This is a genomic window from Flavobacterium sharifuzzamanii (assembly GCF_003254585.1).
In the GTDB taxonomy this organism is placed as follows: domain Bacteria; phylum Bacteroidota; class Bacteroidia; order Flavobacteriales; family Flavobacteriaceae; genus Flavobacterium; species Flavobacterium sharifuzzamanii.
Genome location: NZ_QJGZ01000039.1, coordinates 408,097 through 426,108 on the forward strand (window position 1 = coordinate 408,097; position 18,012 = coordinate 426,108).

Below are 18,012 nucleotides of genomic sequence, written 5' to 3' on the forward strand. Positions count from 1 at the left end.
ATTTTTAATCGATTCGCGCTTTTTCCTTTCAAAATAGTCGCTTTCTAAGTTATCTTTGAAAAATAATACACGATTAAAATTCATTCAATGAAACTCACAAAACCAAGATTAGCCCTAATCTGCGGTATACTCTGCATATCTATTTTCCCGATATTGGTAAAATTACGTTTAACACCAGGATTAATTTCGGCTTTTTACCGAATGTTTTTTGCTGTGGTGCTGCTTTTGCCTTATGTTATTTTCAGCGGAAACTTCAAACTTCCAAAACTTAAATTTGCTCTTTTGGCAATACTTTGCGGTATTTTATTCTCGTCTGATGTTGCGGTTTGGAATATCGCCATTCAGGAATCAAGCGCGACTCAGGCTTCGTTGCTGACCAATTTATCTCCAGTTTGGGTTGGAGTTGGTTCTTTCTTTTTTCTGAAAGCAAAACCTGCCACAAATTTCTGGATTGGAACATTGGTCGCTTTATTCGGAATGGTAACTTTGGTCGGTTTTGAGTTTTTTATCGATTTAAACTTCGATAAAGCATTTCTATTTGCTGTTTTATCTGGAATTCTATATTCCATTTATCTTTTGGTCAGCAAAAATGTGCTTTCAGAAGTCGATGTTCTTTCCTTTATGACCATTAGTTTATTTGCTTCAAGCATCTATTTAGGAATTTTATGCTACGCATTAGGCGAACCTTTCACCGGATTTTCAAATACTGGCTGGTTTGTTCTCGTGCTTCAAGCTGTTATTTGCCAATTATGCGCTTGGCTTTCGATTAGTTATGCGACTCAGCACATGCGTGCAACGAGGGTTTCACTAAGTTTATTGAGTCAAGCTGTAATTACCTCAATTTTAGCTTGGTTGTTTTTGGAAGAACAAATAACTTTACAAATGGTTTTTGGCGGAATCATTCTGCTTTTCGGAATCCGAATTACTTTTTACGATAAAACAATTTCTTTGAAAGGGCTTTTTTCTAAGTAAAGAACAGCTCACAGATTTCCACAGATTTAAAGGATTAACACAGATTATTAATTAATTTTAAAAAAAGTTCTCCTGCTCCCGATAGCTATCGGGATGGCAGATTAAGCAAATAAAAAATCCTTTTAATCTTAATAATCTGTGGCTAAAAAATTAGTGCAATTCGAGTAATTCGTGGCTAAAAATAAACTTGACTCGTGGCTAAAAACCTGAAACAAAAAAACACTTGAAACAAAAAACGCTATGTTACATAAAACTAAAATACCAAACCTAAAAGTAATCGCATTTGATGCCGATGATACTTTGTTTGTCAACGAACCTTATTTTCAGGAAACCGAACATAAATTTTGTGCTTTGATGGAAGATTATCTTTCGCATCAAGGTATTTCTCAGGAATTATTTAAAATCGAAATTGCCAATCTTCCTTTGTATGGCTACGGAATTAAAGGTTATATCCTTTCGATGATTGAAGCGGCGATGAATATTTCGAACAATACCATTCCGATGGAAGTCATTGAAAAGATTATTCAATATGGAAAAGAATTACTAGAAAAACCAATCGAGCTTTTAGACGGAATTGAAGAAACTCTCGCTGCTTTAAAAGGCAAATACAAATTGGTTGTTGCTACAAAAGGTGATTTAAAAGATCAGCACAGCAAATTGCATCGTTCTGGTTTGGGGCATTATTTTCATCATATCGAAGTAATGTCAGACAAACAAGAAATCGATTATCAGAAACTACTAGGTCGTTTAGATATTGAACCGCACGAGTTTTTGATGATTGGAAATTCATTAAAATCAGATGTTCTTCCAGTTTTAGGAATTGGCGGTTATGCCGTTCATATTCCGTTTCACACCACTTGGGAACACGAAAAAATTAATCACACTATAGAACACGAACACTTTAGTTCATTTGAAACTATTGCAGAAGTCGTTCCGAATTTATTATAATGAAAACACTTTTAGACCTAGAAAATTGGAATAGAAAAGAGCATTTTGCCCATTTTAAACAAATGGAAGAGCCTTTTTTTGGTGTCACCGTAGAAATCGACTGTACCAAAGCATATCAAACCGCAAAAAGCATCGGTGCTTCTTTCTTCATTTTCTATTTGCATAAAACTTTGGCTGCAGTCAACGCCATTGAAAATTTTAGATATCGAATTTCAGAAGACAAAATATACATTAACGACCAAATACATGCATCGGCAACTATTGGTCGTGAAGATGGTACTTTTGGGTTTTCTTTAATTGAATATCACCCAGATTTTAAAACATTCGAACAAATTGCATTAACCGAAATCGAACGCATTCAAAACACGACTGGACTTTTCACAAGATCTTTTGATGATGATAATCTGATTCATTTTTCGGCAATTCCGTGGCTGAATTTTAGTTCGATAACTCATGCACGCAGTTTTACGTATCCAGACAGCTGTCCAAAAATTTCTTTTGGAAAGATGATGGTTTCAGAAACTGGAAAAAGAACGATGCCAATGGCGGTTTATGTTCACCATGGTTTGATGGATGGAATGCATGTTGGTCAATTTGTAGATCTTTTTCAAGAGCTTATGAATCAATAAAATAAGCGGAACGATTTTTGCGCCCAAAAGCCTATGAAACGAATTTTCCTTTTTTTGTTTTTAATCTCAAGTACTGTCTTGCTAAGTCAGACAGTGCTGACCTCTTATTCTATCGATTTAAAAAATAAACAAGGACAATCTGAAATCATGACTGGCGAAAATTCCGCTACTCACGACATATTTGTTTTTGCCGCAAGCGCAGACAGTCTTTCGATATTAAAATATAATAGCGCCTTATTTTTAAGAGATAAATTTGTCACAAACCGCCAGTATACTGAAAACAGATCTTTGATGGGCTATAGTTTCAGCGAAGACGGAAATCCGACTTTGTATTGGTTTTCGAAAGAAGAGAAATCAATCATTTTGATTAAATATTATCTGGAAAACAAAACTTCAAGAGCATTAAAATTTCAAATTCCGCTTGAAGAAAATTATCTCTTAACGCAATATCAAAAAGATAATAACTTCTATTTATTGTTGCAAAGCAAAACGAAACAGGCATTGACTGCTTTTGTTTTTAAAAACGGAATGGCTGAGGAAAGATTTCTAGATTTCAGCTCTTTCAAATTCATAGATAGAAAAACTCAGCCTAAAACATTCAACCAGATTTTGAATGAAAATCCGATTGAAAAAATGGATTCTGGCGAGTACAATCCGCTCTATAAAGTTAGCGCTAAAAGCAAAATCTATACGCTTCCAAACCGTTTGATTCTAACTTTGGATCAAAGTTTTAGAAAGACACAATTGTTTGATATTAATTTAGAAAATCAGGAAATAATAGAAAAGACGTTTATGAAGCCTGTTGGAGAGAAAAATCCAAAATCATCTAACTCTTATTACCATGAAAATAAATTATATCAGATTAATGTTAACGCTGACGAACTTTTGTTTGATATAAAAGATTATGAATCTGTTGAATCTATAAAATCATTTGCCGTTACCAAAAAAGATACAATCCGTTTTGCTAATTCACCTTTACTGATGCAGATTGAAGATCGCCAACCTAAGCAGTTAAAGAATACAGCAAAGTTTTTAAAAGTATTGTCTTCTCTTGATGCCGGGCTTTCGGTTTATAAAAATCAAAAAAATCTCTTTATTACTATAGGAGGTTCGGGCAGCGATTTAAAATCGATTTCTTTGAACGGTTTTAATTTTAATGACTCTTTTGGAGATTTCCCTTCAAACGGTTATTACAATATTGAAACAAACTATTCCGCTTTTTTCGAAAGCATTTGGAGCAAAAAGTTAGAATTAACCCAAGAAACGCACGAGCCTTTTGCTGCTGATAAAGTCTACTATTTTCTAGATTCACATAAAGAAGCTATTCTTCCAAATACGCTTAAACTTAGTAATTATACTATTTTAAGCTATTATGACATTGTTGCAAAACAACTGGTTCTGCGCAAATTTGCTGACGGATTCAACTAAACAAATCTTTCTCAAATACTTACAACAAAAAACTGCGCGTTTATTTTTATCATCCTTTCTGTTTAAAGCCTTGATTTTTTGGCTGTTGTCTTATTTTAATACTTTTTTGACTTTTAAAGAAAGTTTTTACTTACAATTTGTTGTTGTTTTGAACCAAATTTAAAATCAAAAAATAATGAAAAAAATTGTAATGACTCTTGCATTTGCCCTGGCGTTAACTGGAGTACATGCGCAAACAGAAAGCAATAACAATTTTAATAAATGGTCTATAGATTTAGGCGCAGGTTTTAATAAACCGCAACGACCATTTAATAGTGGTTATACGACTAACACTGTAAGTCCGTGGACTGGAGATTTAGGAGTGCGCTATATGTTTAACAACAAGTTTGGTTTGAAAGCAGACTTTGGGTACAACAGTTTTGATCCAAAAGGAAGCTCTATCGATTTTGATTCAAGATACTATAGAGTAGATTTACAAGCTGTTGCCAACTTAGGACGCATCATGAATTTTGAAACTTGGACTAAGACTATTGGCTTATTAGGACATGCTGGTTTTGGTTATGGTCAACTAAGAAGCGATAATTTTAAAGGAGCAGACGAGGTAGCTAACTTTATTGCTGGTGTAACTGGACAAATAAGATTATCAGACAGAGTCGCTTTAACTGGAGATTTCTCAACTATTCTAAATGCATCTCAAGATCGTACTTTTGATGGAGCATATGTTGCTGAAAACAGAGGTTTTTCTGGATTGCTTTTTAATGCAACTGTTGGTTTAAACATTTACTTAGGTAAAAATGCAAAACATGCAGACTGGACAGTAATGTCAAGCGAAGGTAACAATACCGATATTACTGCATTGGAAAACAAAGTAGCTGATCTTGAAACACAAATCAAAAACAGACCAACGCAAAAAGAAGTAGTTGTAGAAAAACAAGTAAATAATGCACAACCAACTGATAATGATTTAATCAAGAGAATGATTAATGACAAATATTACAGTGTGTATTTTGATTTCAATAAAACAACTCCAATTGAGAACTCAACTGCTGCGATCGATGTTGTTTTAAATTACTTAAGAAAAAATCCTTCTGCTTCTCTTGACCTTGTGGGTTATGCTGATCAAGTTGGAAAAGCTGAGTACAACGAAAAACTATCTAACACAAGAGCAACAAACGTAAAAACTATTTTTGAAAAGGCTGGAATTGCTTCTTCTCGTTTAAACGTTATTGCAAACGGTGCAGATACATCAATCCAAAAAGATTCTGATGAAGCTAGAAGATTAGCTAGAAGAGTTACTTTTATTGTAAAATAGTTTATTTTTAGACTTGAATTAAAAAGTCCTTAAGATATTTCTTAAGGGCTTTTTTTATTGCTCAATTGTAAGATGATGAAAACCATATTTTCAAATTCTGCTAATTTTATGAAAATTGATTCCAATTAATTTTAACGGAAATTAATCTCAAAGTCTAATGTTTTAGAGGTTTCTCAAAAGTGTAATGGATAATTTTTCTTAATTTTACCAAAAAGACACTTATTATGTTAGCAAAAAATATTGAATCGGCTTTAAACAAGCAAATCCGCATAGAAGCAGAATCTTCGCAAACTTATCTTTCTATGGCTTGTTGGGCTGAAGTACAAGGATTAGAGGGAATTTCTCAATTTATGTACACACAGTCAGACGAAGAGCGTGCACACATGCTTAAATTGGTTAAGTATGTAAACGAACGCGGAGGACACGCTCAGGTAACAGATCTTAAAGCACCAAAAACAACTTACACCACTTTCAAAGAAATGTTTGAGGAGCTTTACAATCACGAACTTTTTGTTTCAAAATCTATCAACGAATTAGTGCACATTACTTTTGAAGAAAGAGATTATGCTACACACAATTTCTTGCAGTGGTACGTTTCTGAACAAATAGAAGAAGAAGCTACAGCTAAATCTATTTTAGATAAAATCAACTTGATTGGAGATGATAAAGGCGGACTTTATTTGTTTGATCGTGATATTCAGCAATTAACCGTTACAAGTTCAATCGCTATCAATCCAAAATAAAAAAAGTTAAAGTTTATTTAGAATATTTAAAAATAACTTTTTTGGTTTATATTTGTCTCTGTTTTTAAAATTCAGAGGAAAAAGTGAGCAAGAAAGAAAAAGACAAGGACAAAAAAAAGGATAAAAAGAAAAAGAAAAACAAAGATATCCTTGATAAAATTAAGAAGATTGAGAACTGTAAATCTTCTTGCTGCGAGAAGTATAAAAAGAGCGAAAAGAAACGCTGCTCCCGCTGTCCTATGTTTGACTTATTCAAAAAAACTGCTTAACGCGATATAGAAAAACCCATCAGATTTCTCTGGTGGGTTTTTTAGTTTTAAATTGCAGTCTATTTTTCGATTTTTAAATTCAATTATGGAAAACACTATTACAATTCCAAAATCTAGTCTTGATTTTTTAGCTGAGCTGAAAATGAACAACAATAAACCATGGTTTGAAGAACATAAACCGCAATATTTAATAGAACTCAATCATATTGAAAACTTTGCTGGTGCGCTACTTAAGGAACTTTCCAAAACTGATGTTTTAGAAAATACTTCTGGCAAAAAAAGCGTTTACAGAATCTATCGTGACATTCGTTTTTCTAAAGATAAAACTCCTTTTAAGACATTTTGGGGCGGAAGTTATACTCGAGCAACCGCAGCAAGACGCGGTGGCTATTACTTTCATCTGGAAAAAGGAAATAGCTTTTTTGCAGGCGGTTTCTGGGGACCAAATGCTGGAGATTTAAAACGAATAAGAACCGAATTTGCCCACGATCCAGAAACTTTTCAGGAAATACTGAATTCAGATTCATTCAAAAGCAATTTTGGCACTCTTCAAGGAGAACAGCTCAAAACAAAACCAAAAGGTTTTGATGTTGATCATCCTGCTATCGACTTGCTTCGTTTCAAACAATTTTTGGTCATAAAACGTTTTACTGACGAAGAAGTATTAAGTCCGCAATTTTTAGAACTGGCTCTTGATGCTTTTAAAAACATGAGACCATTTTTTGATTATATGAGCGAAGTTCTTACTACTGATGCAAATGGAGTTTCGATTTTATAAAAAAAATTTGTAAAATATTAAACCCGACAGGTTTTAAAACCTGTCGGGTTTTACTATTTCGCAAAAGCGTTATTTACTTAGTAGTAAAATTTCATTTACTACAACCTCGGTTATATAACGTTTTTCTCCATTTTTATCATCGTAGCTTCTATGAGTTAGTTTCCCTTCAACGGCAATTTCTTTTCCTTTCACAACAAACTTTTCTATAATTTCTGCCGTTTTTCCCCAAGCAATTATGCGATGCCATTCAGTTTGTTCTACTTTTTCGCCTTTATCGTTTCTATAAATCTCATTGGTTGCGATCGTAAGGTGTGCTAATTTTCTACCGCTTTCTAATGTTTTAATTTCTGGATCATTCCCAACATTCCCAATTAACTGTACTTTGTTTCTAATTGCACTCATGGCGTATACTATTTTAAATGTTACTAATATATTGAATCGTTTATCGAATTCAACACTGCAAAGATGCAAAACCTCAACATTGACAGTCGGTTGTTAACTATTTACTATCGACTGTAACTATTTGTAACCGTTTGTAAATGGAATTTGTTTTTTGTATATTTGAGATAAATCTTACGATATGCAAGCAAAAATTAAAAAAGTAGAGTTAAGAAATCTTGAAATAGAAGACTATAAACAATTAAAGAAATCAATGATTGAATCGTATCCAGAAATGGCAGATTCTTATTGGAGATCTGAGGATATAGAAAGACTTCTTTCAATTTTTCCAGAAGGACAGCTGGTGATTTTGGTTGACGGAAAAGTTGTTGGCTCTGCCCTATCTCTTATTGTTGACGAAAAATTAGTAGAAAAAAGACATAATTATCAGCAAATTAGTGGCGATTACACCTTCTCTACTCATAATCCAAATGCAGAAATTTTATACGGAATAGATGTTTTTATTCACCCTAATTATAGAGGCTTACGTTTGGGACGCCGATTATACGATGCAAGAAAGGAACTTTGCGAACAGCTAAATTTAAAAGCAATTGTTTTTGCTGGAAGAATTCCAAACTATAGAGAACATGCCAAAAAACTTTCTCCAAAAGCATACATAGAAAAAGTGCGTACTAAAGAATTGTATGATCCAGTTCTTTCGTTTCAGTTAAGCAATGATTTCCACGTTCTGAGAATTATCAAAAATTATTTGGAAGGCGATGAAGAGTCCAAAGAGTTTGCTGTTTTGCTAGAATGGAACAATATTTACTATGATGATAGTCCGAAACTGATTAATGTTAGGAAAGAAATTATACGTTTGGGATTAATTCAGTGGCAAATGCGTCCGCTAAATAATGTCGAAGCCCTTTTTGAGCAAGCAGAGTTCTTCATTGATGCCGTTTCTGGTTATGGTTCTGATTTTGCCCTATTCCCAGAATTATTTATTGCACCTTTAATGGCCGATTATAATCATTTATCTGAAGCTGAAGCCATTCGAGAACTGGCGCGCCACTCTGATCCAATTCGCAAGCGTTTCCAGGAATTTGCCATTTCATACAATATCAACATTATTACGGGAAGTATGCCTTATTTGGAAGGCGGAAATCTTTATAATGTTGGATTTTTATGCAAAAGAGATGGAACTTCAGAAATGTATACCAAAATTCATATCACGCCAAACGAAGTTATACATTGGGGAATGAAAGGCGGATCTCAATTTAAAACATTTGATACTGATTGTGGTAAAATTGGAATTCTAATCTGTTATGATGTCGAGTTTCCAGAGCTTTCGAGGCTTCTGGCAGATGAAGGAATGGATATTTTGTTTGTGCCATTTTTGACCGATACACAAAATGGTTATACCCGTGTAAAACATTGCTCGCAAGCCCGCGCCATCGAAAATGAATGTTATGTAGCCATAGCAGGTTGCGTTGGAAATCTTCCGAAAGTAAACAATATGGATATCCAATATGCGCAAGCTTCTGTATTTACACCATCTGATTTTGCTTTTCCAAGTAACGGAATCAAAGCAGAAGCCACTCCGAACACAGAAATGACGCTTATTGTAGATGTCGATTTAACCTTACTAAAGGAACTTCACGAACATGGAAGCGTAAAAACATTAAAAGACAGAAGATCTGACCTTTACGAAATTAAAAAATTGAATTAATGAAAACATGCCTCGAATGTTCTGCCAAAATTTTCGGCCGAGAAGACAAGAAATTCTGCTCTGATAGCTGTAGAAATGCGTACAATAACAAAATAAATAAAGATAGCACGAATTTCATGCGAAATATAAACAACAAGTTACGCAAAAATTACCGTATTTTGGCAGAGTTAAATGTAGACGGAAAATCGAAAGCTTCTCGAGACAAATTATTAACAAAAGGTTTTGATTTTGAGTTCTTTACAAACATTTTACAGACCAAGACAGGAAATACATATTATTTCTTGTATGATCAAGGCTATCGTTCCTTGGACAATGATTATTTTATGCTTGTTAAAAAAGAAATATAGTTAGTATTTATTCACCATGAGAAAAAACCCCACCTCAATTCTAGCCATAGTCTGCGTTCTAGCTTTACTTGGCATTATATACGCCACGATGATGCCGCAAGGAATCTCTAAAGACGATGAAGCGCTTGCTGAATTTTCGACCGAAAGAGCCTTAAATCAGGTCGAGATTATAGCACAGAAACCGCACTATGTTGGATCTACCAATCACGAACTTGTTGCAAATTATCTTAAACTAGAATTAAACAGAATCGGATTAGAGACGAGTGTTCAGGAAGGTTTTACTCTAAATGACAAAGGCCTTTTGGTAAAGTCAAAAAATATTTTGGCTCGAATTAAAGGAACAAATAATACAAAAGCGCTTTTACTTCTTTCTCATTACGACAGTGCACCGCATTCTTTCTCAAAAGGTGCAAGCGATGATGCTTCTGGTGTCGCAACAATTTTAGAAGGTGTACGCGCCTTTTTATACTCAAAACATCCTCAAAAAAACGATATCATCATATTATTCTCTGATGCAGAAGAATTAGGATTAAATGGAGCTGCTTTATTTGTAAATCAGCACCCTTGGGCAAAAGACGTTGGTTTGGTTTTAAACTTTGAAGCAAGAGGAACTTCTGGCCCTAGCTATATGCTGATGGAAACCAATAAAGGAAATCAGGCTTTGGTTGAAGAATTTACTAAAGCGAAACCTTCTCATCCTGTTTCAAATTCGTTGATGTACAGCATATACAAAATGCTTCCAAACGATACCGATCTGACTGTTTTTAGAGAACAAGGAAATATTCAAGGATTCAATTTTGCTTTTATTGATGGCCATTTTAACTATCACACACAGCAAGACGATATTCAGCATTTAAACAAAACTACATTAGCTCATCAAGGCACTTACATTATGCCTTTGCTAAAATACTTTACAAACATTGATTTGAACCAAACTGCGTCCACAGAAGATAATGTTTATTTCAGTGCGCCTTTTTCATTCATTAGTTACCCGTTTACTTGGGTAATGCCAATGACGCTTATTGCTTTTGGATTATTGGTTTTATTCATTTTTGTCGGAAGAGTAAAAAGAATTATCACTTTCACAGAAATCTTCAAAGGATTTGTTCCGCTTCTAGGATCTATTATAATTGCTGGATTGGTTACATTTTTGGGATGGAAGCTTATTCTTGAAATTTATCCGCAATACTCTGATCTCCTAAATGGATTTACTTATAATGGACATGCTTATATTGGCGCTTTTGTTACTTTGAGCATTGCTATCTGTTTTGCTTTCTACCATCATTTCTCTGAGGCAAAAACTACTATGAACCATTTTGTGGCTCCTCTGCTGCTTTGGATTATCATTAATGCATTTTTAGCCAATAGCTTAACTGGTGCAGGTTTCTTAATTATTCCTGTTTATTTCGGAATATTGCTATTCGGAATATTTGTCTTCACACAACATTACAGTTTAGGAATGAATTTAATTTTCTCTATTCCTGCACTGGCAATTGTTGCGCCTTTTATCGTAATGTTCCCAATTGGTCTTGGACTTAAAATACTTTACGGAAGTGCTATTTTGACCGTTTTATTGTTCGGATTATTACTTCCGATATTTGGAGCTTTCGCTAAAAAAGGAGCTTGGATTGTGGTTTTCTTTATTGCTTCAATTTCATTTTTCGCTTACGCAGGATATAATTCGGGTTACGAATATGGCAAAGCCAAATCAAACAGCTTACTGTACGTTTACAATGCCGACAACAATTCTGCTGTCTGGACGACTTATGACACTAATTTGGACGATTGGACTAAATCGTATTTAGGCGAAAAAAATCAAAAGGCTGTTGGTTTAAACACACTGCCTCTTTCAAGCAAGTACAATACTACTTTTACTTACAGCGCTATTGCTCCTGTTGTTGATGTTCCGAAACCTACAATTCAGTTTTTGAGAGATAGTGTTATTGGAAATAATAGATATTTAAAAATCAAAATTACTCCAAACAGAAAAGTAAACCGCTACGATATTTATGCAAATCCAAAAATGACGTTCTATAATTTTAAAGCAAACGGAGTGTCAACTTCTGGTGAAAAAGGAAATCGTCTGGAAAGAGAAGACAGCAAAATTTTATGTTATTATGTTGTTGGCAACGAGCCGCTTGAAATGGAGTTTTACATCAACAAATCAACTGTTTTTGATATGGATTTGATTGAAAGTTCTTTCGATTTAATGAGCAATCCGCTATTAAATGTTAAACCAAGAGAAAATTGGATGATGCCAACACCATTTGTGTTAAACGATGCTGTTCTCATTCAGCAGAAGATCAAACGATATACACCGCCCGTAAAACCGATTGAACCTGTTGTTCCAGTAGATAGCTTAACTGTTCCAAAAGATAGCATCAAACCTGTTACACAACCGCAACCTTAATCAAAGCTAAAAACTAATGCTATGGCAACAAATATTTCTACAATCGTTTTGAATGCCCAAGTTGAAAAAGTTTGGAATGTATTGACAAAACCAGAATTAGTCAAGCAATGGCAATATGGAAGTGATTTAATTACTGATTGGAAAATCGGCAATGAAATAAGATTTAGGAATGAATGGGAAGGCCAAGTTTTTGAGCAATGGGGAACCGTTTTAGAAGTTGTTCAAAATCAGAAAATCAAATATTCTTTGTTTTTTCCAAGACCAGGATTAGAAGATAAACCTGAGAATTATTTCATAATGAGTTATGTTCTAACTGAAGAAGGTCAGCAGACAAAACTCGAAATAATTCAGGAGGATAATCGTCCTGGAGCAGTTCAGGAGAAACCACAAGGAGAAGAAAATCCAATTCTACAGGCATTAAAAGCCGTAATAGAATCGTAAATAATAGAGCAGATTTGTTAATCTGCTCTTTTTATTTGATTCATAGTTAAAAAACCTCTCTGACTCTGTAACTTTGCACTTTTAAAAGAAAAAATGACAAAAATTAGCATACTTGGTTGTGGTTGGCTGGGATTTCCTTTAGCGAAAGCATTACTTAAAAAAGGAATTTCGGTAAACGGATCAACAACCTCAGAAAACAAACTTCCTATTTTAAAAGAGGCTGGGATAAATCCTTTTTTGGTGACTGTCGAAAGCGAAGATGTTTCTGAAAACATTACTGATTTTTTAGCGGAAAGCGAAATCTTAATAATAGACATTCCGCCAAAATTGAGAACAGTCGATCCAAGTTCTGAGAAGAAAGCTTTTGTAGAAAAAATCAAGAATCTAATTCCCTTTATAGAAAAATCAACCATTAAGAAAGTCCTTTTTGTGAGTTCAACTTCTGTTTATGGAGATGATAATGGTTTGGTAACAGAAGAAAGCATTCCAAATCCAGACACCGAAAGTGGCAAGCAATTAGTTTTAGCCGAAAAGCTTCTTCAAGAAAATCAATATTTCGAAACCACAATTTTACGTTTTGGCGGATTAATTGGCGAGGATCGCCATCCTATTAAATTTCTTGCTGGAAAAGAAAACATTGAAAATCCAGACGCTCCCATTAATCTAATTCATCAAAAAGATTGCATTGGCGTTATTGAAGCCATCATAAATCAATCTAAAAGGAATGAGGTTTTTAATGCCGTTGCGCCTTTTCACCCAACAAGAGAAGAATATTACACTTCAAAAGCTATTGAAATGGATTTGGCTTTACCTAAATTCAGTTCTCAACAATCTGATATTAAAAAGGTTATTTCGAGTGAAAAGATAGAACGCAAATTACAGTATAAATTTATCTTAGAAGAATATTAAAACTTTCAAATAAAGATTAAATAAAAACACTATTTTTCCTTCATAAAAAATAAGTGTTTTCCCAGATGAAAAAATTCAGGTTTCTATTTTCAATCAGTATTTTACTGTTTACTTTCTTCCAAAGTTACTCCCAAAACGATTCTATTCCCGAGGAAGCAGAAAAAATAAAACAATTTCACGCCGATATCGTTGTTAAGGAAAATGGAAATCTAATTGTTACCGAAACTATTAAAGTTTATGCTAATGGCACACAAATACAGCGAGGCATCTTTAGGGAACTTCCCATAAAGAGCACTTCTCCAAAAGCGTCCCAAAACAATTACTACACGGTTTTAAATGTTACCCGAAACGGCTTTAATGAGCCATATCACGTGTCTTCAGGATTTGAAAAATTTGAAATCTATATTGGTAACCAAAAATATTCTATTGCAAAAGGAAATCACACTTACAAAATAACTTATGAAGTAGAAGCCCAACTGCATTCTTACAATGACTTTGATGAAGTTTACTGGAACGTAACGGGTAATTATTGGGATTTTGAAATTGACAATGTTACAGCAAAACTGACCTTACCAAAATCTGCAAAAGCATTTCAAACAGCTTGTTATACAGGTGTTTTGGGTTCGAAAGCGCACGAATGCGATTCAAAAATTATAGACAATACTGTCTATTTCACTTCCAAAAATCTAAAAAAAGAAGAAGGTTTTACCATTGCCGCAGGTTTTCCTAAAGGCATTGTTAATCAGCCGTTTTTTAGGCCTCACTATAAAATGGAGGAATTTTTAGAAGCTGATAAAATAGGGTTTGCAATTGCTGTTGTTTTTGCATGCTTCGCATTTTACTATTTTTCATGGAAGCGATATGGTAAAGACCCAAAGTTAAAAAGCGAACGCAGAACTATTGATTTAAAAAGCCTCTATTCGCCAACGTCTTTACAACACATACACGATCAAAGCATTAATTCTCAAACGCTTTTAGTTACCATAATCAGCCTTTCTTTAAAAGGCGCTCTCGAAATTTCAGATAATGGAAAAGAAACTTGGGCTGATGATTTTAAATATTCGCTTAAAGTCGGAAATAAAACAGAAGGTTTATCTAAAGAAGAAAATGCAGTTCTAAATACTTTATTTAGCGAAAAAGATTCTTTTGAATTAGATAAAGAAACGTATAAGATCTTTAACGAAGCAAAAATAGCACTTGAAAAACCGTTACAAGAGCAGTATAATTTAGAAGATTATCATTCTATTAATTTTAAACAAATGTCAATTGGCTTTGTAATTACAATTGGCGCTTTATTGGGTTATTGCCAATATTCAAAAGGTACTATTTATTGGGCCGTTATTTTCGGATTTACAATGCTCGTATTTACTTATTTATTGCTTAAAGGCGCTGTAGAAACATTTGTTCAAAAAGATTATAAATCAACCGCTTTTTGTCTTTTCTTATCGCTATTTACAGGCATTTTTTCTGCTGGCTGGTATCTTGCGAGTAATACTGACAAAAGTTATTCGGTTCTAACTTTGCTAGTGCTTTTTTTAATAATTATCGGATTTAGCATCTATTTAAGTCTAATAGGCGCTTATACAGAACTTGGACTTGAAACAAAAGCCGAAATCGAAAAGCTGAAAGAATATCTATTAAATTATAAACCAGAAGAAAGTTCCGCAATTAGTGTTTATGAAGAAAACCTGCCTTACGCCTTTGCATTAGGAATTGAAGATGAATGGAATCTCAAGTTTATTGATATTCTTAAAAAACTAAATTATACCAATAAATGGATTAAAACGGATAGTAGCGACTATGTTTCTTCTCCAGCGTTTTTCATGAGCTTTAGAACCTCGTACACTACTTATTCGACATCTTCCAGCAGTGGAAGTTCTGGCGGAGGAAGCTCTGGCGGCGGCGGTGGCGGCGGTGGAGGTGGAGGCTGGTAAAATCCTCTAAGATTTAACTTATATAATTTATTGGTTTAAAAAAACTTTGCGAACTTAGCGATAAACTTTTGCGCCCTTGCAGTTAAAAATTATGGAAACAGTCTATATCAATTCGCCTCTAGGAATCACCAAAATCATTGGAGATGAGAACGGCATTTCCGTAATTTCTGTTTCTGATGTTGGCACGAATGAAGTTTCTAAGGAAATTCCAGAAGTTTTAAAAGAAGCCGTTTTACAGCTAAATGAATATTTTGAAGGCAGAAGAACCGATTTTGATTTAAAACTGAATCCGCAAGGAACCGAATTTCAGCAGAAAGTCTGGAAATCTCTTCTTGAAATTCCGTACGGAAAAACGGTAAGCTACATGGATCAGACCAAAAAGCTGGGAGATATAAAAGCAATTCGTGCCGTAGCCTCGGCAAATGGCAAAAATCCACTTTGGATTGTAGTTCCTTGCCATCGCGTTATTGGCACAAACGGCTCTTTAACTGGTTACGCGGGAGGTTTATCTCGTAAAAAATGGCTTTTAGAACATGAAAGTCCGTCTTTACAGCAAAGTTTGTTTTAGTATTTTTTTGCCACGAATTTCACGAATTACGCTAATTTTTTTCCCTTTGATCTTTTTATTTTTAAATCTCAATATTTAAAATAAGAAAATTCACTCAATTAAACATTTCGTCATTTATAAAAAATCAAATTTGCGTATATTTATATCGGCAAAGAATTAGTGAAATTCGTGGCAGACACATAGCAAAAAATATGATTGAAAAAATTAATCTCAACAATATTCTCTTTCTTGATATAGAAACCGTTCCTGAAGAAGAAAACTTCAATTCGCTTGACGCGGAAATGCAGTCACTTTGGGATTTAAAAACGCAATATCAGCGAAAAGATGAGTTTTCTCCAGAAGAATTTTACGAACGTGCTGGAATCTGGGCAGAGTTCGGAAAGATAATCTGTATCTCGGTTGGCTTTTTTACCATCAAAGGCGATGTGCGCAATTTTAGAGTAACTTCATTTTTTGGTGAAGAAAAGAAAATCCTAAAAGACTTTTCAAATCTGATTAACAATCATTTTAATCAGCCTCAACATTTGCTGTGTGGACATAATTCGAAAGAATTTGATATTCCGTTTATTGCCCGAAGAATGATCATTAATCAAATGCCTATTCCAGATAAACTGAATTTATTTGGAAAAAAACCTTGGGAAATTCCGCATTTGGATACTTTAGAATTATGGAAGTTTGGCGATTATAAGCATTTTACTTCTTTAAAACTTCTCACTAAGATTCTCGGCGTGCCATCGCCAAAAGGAGATATTGACGGAAGCCAGGTTGCTCACGTATATTATGTCGAAAAAGATATTGACAGAATCATTACGTATTGTGAAAAAGATACAATTGCTGTAGCTCAGATTTTCCTTCGCTTGCGCCGAGAGGATTTACTAATTGATGATGAAATAATTCATGTATAACTTCTTTAGATGCTAAGGTTCTGAGTTACTAAGATTCTAAGATTCTTTTGCATGAACTTATATAACTTATATGGTTTAAAATGATTCATTCCGAAATTTCACATTATCGTATGGCTTCTCAGAAGCTTTATCTGGAAAACCAATGTTCTCCTGAGGAAATTGTACGTCATTTTGGTGCTATGCAGGCTCAGGATTATGCTATGGCAAAATGGGCAATTGGTTCTCGATGCAATTCTTCTGAAAAAGAAATTGAAGAAGCCGTTAATTCAGGAAAAATAATCAGAACTCATATTCTACGTCCAACTTGGCATTTTGTTTCTGCTGATGATATTTATTGGATGCTCGATCTTTCGGCTCCACAGGTACAAAGATTTACCATTTCTGCCGCTAAAAAATTTGATTATGATTTGAAGAAATTAGATCAAATCAATAATAAAATTCAAAAACTGTTATCAGGCAATAATCATTTGACTCGGGATGAAATCATGCTAGAACTTGATATTAAAAGAACTTCTAAAGAAGATTTTTTAAGCGCTGCCATTATGATGCATGCTGAACTGGATGGTTTGGTATGCAACGGAAGAATGAAAGGCAAACAGATTACTTATGCTTTGCTCGAAGAAAGAGTTTCTAAACCAAAAACTAAATTATCAAAAGAAGAAAGTTTAGCCAAACTCGCTTTGCGCTATTTTGAAAGTCATGGCCCAGCCACAGTACTTGATTTTTCTTGGTGGTCTGGTTTTGCGCCAACAATTTGCCAGAAAGCAATTAACGCAATTGAGTTGCAATTAAACTCCATTGCCGTTGATAATCAGACTTATTGGCTTGCTAAAAATCGTTCTTTAGAAGATAACTTTCGCGAAAGTGTACATTTTCTTCCAGCATTCGATGAAATTTTGATTTCATACAAATCGCGTGAAGTTTCATTTTCAGGAGATCATCAATCCAAAACTTTTACCAATAATGGCATTTTTAAACCTGTCATTTTAGAAAATGGAAAAGTGATTGGAATCTGGAAACGAACCATTAAAAAAGATCATGTGAAAATTGAAACGGAGTTTTTTAATGAAACTGAAACTTCAAAAAAGGAAATTTTGTTCGAAGGAATTAAAGCTTTTGAAACTTATTTGGAAACCAAAGTTATCATTGAGTAATTAATTTTCAAAAATAGATAATTAGATTTCGCCCCACTCGGGCTTTTTTTAATTTATAACCTGAATGATTTCTGTAAATATTTCGCTCTTCCAGAGCTTTTTTATTTGCATATAATTTTGTTTTATAAAGTTTACTAGCTCTGGAAGAGCGAAATATT

Annotated in this window: 18 protein-coding genes; 17 read left to right on the forward strand and 1 reads right to left on the reverse strand. The window is 34.0% G+C overall.

All coding sequences use genetic code 11. The features are described 5' to 3' along the window. The first annotated feature begins 87 nt into the window (after positions 1–87). The 8 genes from DMA14_RS14550 to DMA14_RS14585 all read left to right on the forward strand — a co-directional run bounded on the left by DMA14_RS14550 (position 88) and on the right by DMA14_RS14585 (position 7,079). The gene (locus DMA14_RS14550; protein WP_111425327.1) at positions 88–972 is read left to right on the forward strand and encodes a DMT family transporter; all 885 of its coding nucleotides are present in this window, start codon (positions 88–90) and stop codon (positions 970–972) included. 240 nt (positions 973–1,212) lie between these two features. After that, positions 1,213–1,920 carry an HAD family hydrolase gene (locus DMA14_RS14555; protein ID WP_111425328.1) on the forward strand — a complete coding sequence of 236 codons (708 nt, stop codon included), beginning with the start codon at positions 1,213–1,215 and terminating at the stop codon, positions 1,918–1,920. After that, on the forward strand, positions 1,920–2,549 hold the full coding sequence (locus tag DMA14_RS14560) for a chloramphenicol acetyltransferase (protein ID WP_111425329.1): 630 nt from the start codon (positions 1,920–1,922) through the stop codon (positions 2,547–2,549). Before DMA14_RS14555 ends, DMA14_RS14560 begins: the two co-directional genes overlap by 1 nt. 33 nt (positions 2,550–2,582) lie before the next feature. Further along, positions 2,583–3,977, forward strand: coding sequence for a hypothetical protein (locus DMA14_RS14565; protein WP_111425330.1), 1,395 nt, complete (start codon positions 2,583–2,585; stop codon positions 3,975–3,977). A 175-nt stretch (positions 3,978–4,152) separates the two neighbouring features. Beyond that, the gene (locus DMA14_RS14570; protein ID WP_111425331.1) at positions 4,153–5,289 is read left to right on the forward strand and encodes an OmpA family protein; all 1,137 of its coding nucleotides are present in this window, start codon (positions 4,153–4,155) and stop codon (positions 5,287–5,289) included. 224 nt (positions 5,290–5,513) lie between these two features. Further along, complete coding sequence (locus tag DMA14_RS14575) at positions 5,514–6,032, forward strand: ferritin (protein ID WP_008465537.1); 519 nt, start codon at positions 5,514–5,516, stop codon at positions 6,030–6,032. An 83-nt stretch (positions 6,033–6,115) separates the two neighbouring features. After that, positions 6,116–6,301, forward strand: a complete 186-nt coding sequence (locus tag DMA14_RS14580) for a hypothetical protein (protein WP_029271150.1) — start codon at positions 6,116–6,118, stop codon at positions 6,299–6,301. An 85-nt stretch (positions 6,302–6,386) separates the two neighbouring features. Further along, on the forward strand, positions 6,387–7,079 hold the full coding sequence (locus DMA14_RS14585; RefSeq protein WP_111425332.1) for a DUF2461 domain-containing protein: 693 nt from the start codon (positions 6,387–6,389) through the stop codon (positions 7,077–7,079). Between the two features lie 69 nt (positions 7,080–7,148). Here the strand turns inward: DMA14_RS14585 and DMA14_RS14590 are convergent, their stop codons facing one another. Beyond that, positions 7,149–7,481 (reverse strand): single-stranded DNA-binding protein, encoded by a 333-nt coding sequence (locus DMA14_RS14590; RefSeq protein ID WP_111425333.1) that lies wholly within the window; start codon positions 7,479–7,481, stop codon positions 7,149–7,151. Positions 7,482–7,659: 178 nt separating this feature from the next. On the opposite strand from DMA14_RS14590, the gene DMA14_RS14595 reads away from it, so the two are divergent. The 9 genes from DMA14_RS14595 (at position 7,660) to DMA14_RS14635 (ending at position 17,854) form a co-directional block, all read left to right on the forward strand. After that, on the forward strand, positions 7,660–9,186 hold the full coding sequence (locus DMA14_RS14595) for a bifunctional GNAT family N-acetyltransferase/carbon-nitrogen hydrolase family protein (RefSeq protein WP_111425334.1): 1,527 nt from the start codon (positions 7,660–7,662) through the stop codon (positions 9,184–9,186). Beyond that, positions 9,186–9,533 (forward strand): hypothetical protein, encoded by a 348-nt coding sequence (locus tag DMA14_RS14600; RefSeq protein WP_008465546.1) that lies wholly within the window; start codon positions 9,186–9,188, stop codon positions 9,531–9,533. The genes DMA14_RS14595 and DMA14_RS14600 overlap by 1 nt, the downstream gene beginning before the upstream one ends. 16 nt (positions 9,534–9,549) lie before the next feature. Further along, positions 9,550–11,943, forward strand: a complete 2,394-nt coding sequence (locus DMA14_RS14605; RefSeq protein ID WP_111425335.1) for a M28 family peptidase — start codon at positions 9,550–9,552, stop codon at positions 11,941–11,943. Between the two features lie 21 nt (positions 11,944–11,964). After that, positions 11,965–12,384, forward strand: a complete 420-nt coding sequence (locus tag DMA14_RS14610) for an SRPBCC family protein (protein WP_111425336.1) — start codon at positions 11,965–11,967, stop codon at positions 12,382–12,384. A 93-nt stretch (positions 12,385–12,477) separates the two neighbouring features. Then, positions 12,478–13,293 (forward strand): SDR family oxidoreductase, encoded by an 816-nt coding sequence (locus tag DMA14_RS14615; RefSeq protein ID WP_111425337.1) that lies wholly within the window; start codon positions 12,478–12,480, stop codon positions 13,291–13,293. 65 nt (positions 13,294–13,358) lie between these two features. Next, positions 13,359–15,227 (forward strand): DUF2207 domain-containing protein, encoded by a 1,869-nt coding sequence (locus DMA14_RS14620; protein ID WP_111425338.1) that lies wholly within the window; start codon positions 13,359–13,361, stop codon positions 15,225–15,227. 91 nt (positions 15,228–15,318) lie between these two features. After that, positions 15,319–15,795 (forward strand): methylated-DNA--[protein]-cysteine S-methyltransferase, encoded by a 477-nt coding sequence (locus tag DMA14_RS14625; RefSeq protein WP_111425339.1) that lies wholly within the window; start codon positions 15,319–15,321, stop codon positions 15,793–15,795. A 191-nt stretch (positions 15,796–15,986) separates the two neighbouring features. Further along, the gene (locus tag DMA14_RS14630; RefSeq protein ID WP_111425340.1) at positions 15,987–16,700 is read left to right on the forward strand and encodes a 3'-5' exonuclease; all 714 of its coding nucleotides are present in this window, start codon (positions 15,987–15,989) and stop codon (positions 16,698–16,700) included. A gap of 80 nt (positions 16,701–16,780) precedes the next feature. Next, complete coding sequence (locus DMA14_RS14635; protein ID WP_111425341.1) at positions 16,781–17,854, forward strand: winged helix DNA-binding domain-containing protein; 1,074 nt, start codon at positions 16,781–16,783, stop codon at positions 17,852–17,854. Positions 17,855–18,012 lie beyond the last annotated feature (158 nt).

Excerpts from the sequence above, each read along its gene's own strand:
- DMA14_RS14550 (WP_111425327.1), top strand. The coding sequence starts at position 88 with ATGAAACTCACAAAACCAAGATTAGCCCTAATCTGCGGTATACTCTGC.
- DMA14_RS14555 (WP_111425328.1), top strand. The coding sequence starts at position 1,213 with ATGTTACATAAAACTAAAATACCAAACCTAAAAGTAATCGCATTTGAT.
- DMA14_RS14560 (WP_111425329.1), top strand. The coding sequence starts at position 1,920 with ATGAAAACACTTTTAGACCTAGAAAATTGGAATAGAAAAGAGCATTTT.
- DMA14_RS14565 (WP_111425330.1), top strand. The coding sequence starts at position 2,583 with ATGAAACGAATTTTCCTTTTTTTGTTTTTAATCTCAAGTACTGTCTTG.
- DMA14_RS14570 (WP_111425331.1), top strand. The coding sequence starts at position 4,153 with ATGAAAAAAATTGTAATGACTCTTGCATTTGCCCTGGCGTTAACTGGA.
- DMA14_RS14575 (WP_008465537.1), top strand. The coding sequence starts at position 5,514 with ATGTTAGCAAAAAATATTGAATCGGCTTTAAACAAGCAAATCCGCATA.
- DMA14_RS14585 (WP_111425332.1), top strand. The coding sequence starts at position 6,387 with ATGGAAAACACTATTACAATTCCAAAATCTAGTCTTGATTTTTTAGCT.
- DMA14_RS14590 (WP_111425333.1), bottom strand. The coding sequence starts at position 7,481 with ATGAGTGCAATTAGAAACAAAGTACAGTTAATTGGGAATGTTGGGAAT.
- DMA14_RS14595 (WP_111425334.1), top strand. The coding sequence starts at position 7,660 with ATGCAAGCAAAAATTAAAAAAGTAGAGTTAAGAAATCTTGAAATAGAA.
- DMA14_RS14600 (WP_008465546.1), top strand. The coding sequence starts at position 9,186 with ATGAAAACATGCCTCGAATGTTCTGCCAAAATTTTCGGCCGAGAAGAC.
- DMA14_RS14605 (WP_111425335.1), top strand. The coding sequence starts at position 9,550 with ATGAGAAAAAACCCCACCTCAATTCTAGCCATAGTCTGCGTTCTAGCT.
- DMA14_RS14610 (WP_111425336.1), top strand. The coding sequence starts at position 11,965 with ATGGCAACAAATATTTCTACAATCGTTTTGAATGCCCAAGTTGAAAAA.
- DMA14_RS14615 (WP_111425337.1), top strand. The coding sequence starts at position 12,478 with ATGACAAAAATTAGCATACTTGGTTGTGGTTGGCTGGGATTTCCTTTA.
- DMA14_RS14620 (WP_111425338.1), top strand. The coding sequence starts at position 13,359 with ATGAAAAAATTCAGGTTTCTATTTTCAATCAGTATTTTACTGTTTACT.
- DMA14_RS14625 (WP_111425339.1), top strand. The coding sequence starts at position 15,319 with ATGGAAACAGTCTATATCAATTCGCCTCTAGGAATCACCAAAATCATT.
- DMA14_RS14630 (WP_111425340.1), top strand. The coding sequence starts at position 15,987 with ATGATTGAAAAAATTAATCTCAACAATATTCTCTTTCTTGATATAGAA.
- DMA14_RS14635 (WP_111425341.1), top strand. The coding sequence starts at position 16,781 with ATGATTCATTCCGAAATTTCACATTATCGTATGGCTTCTCAGAAGCTT.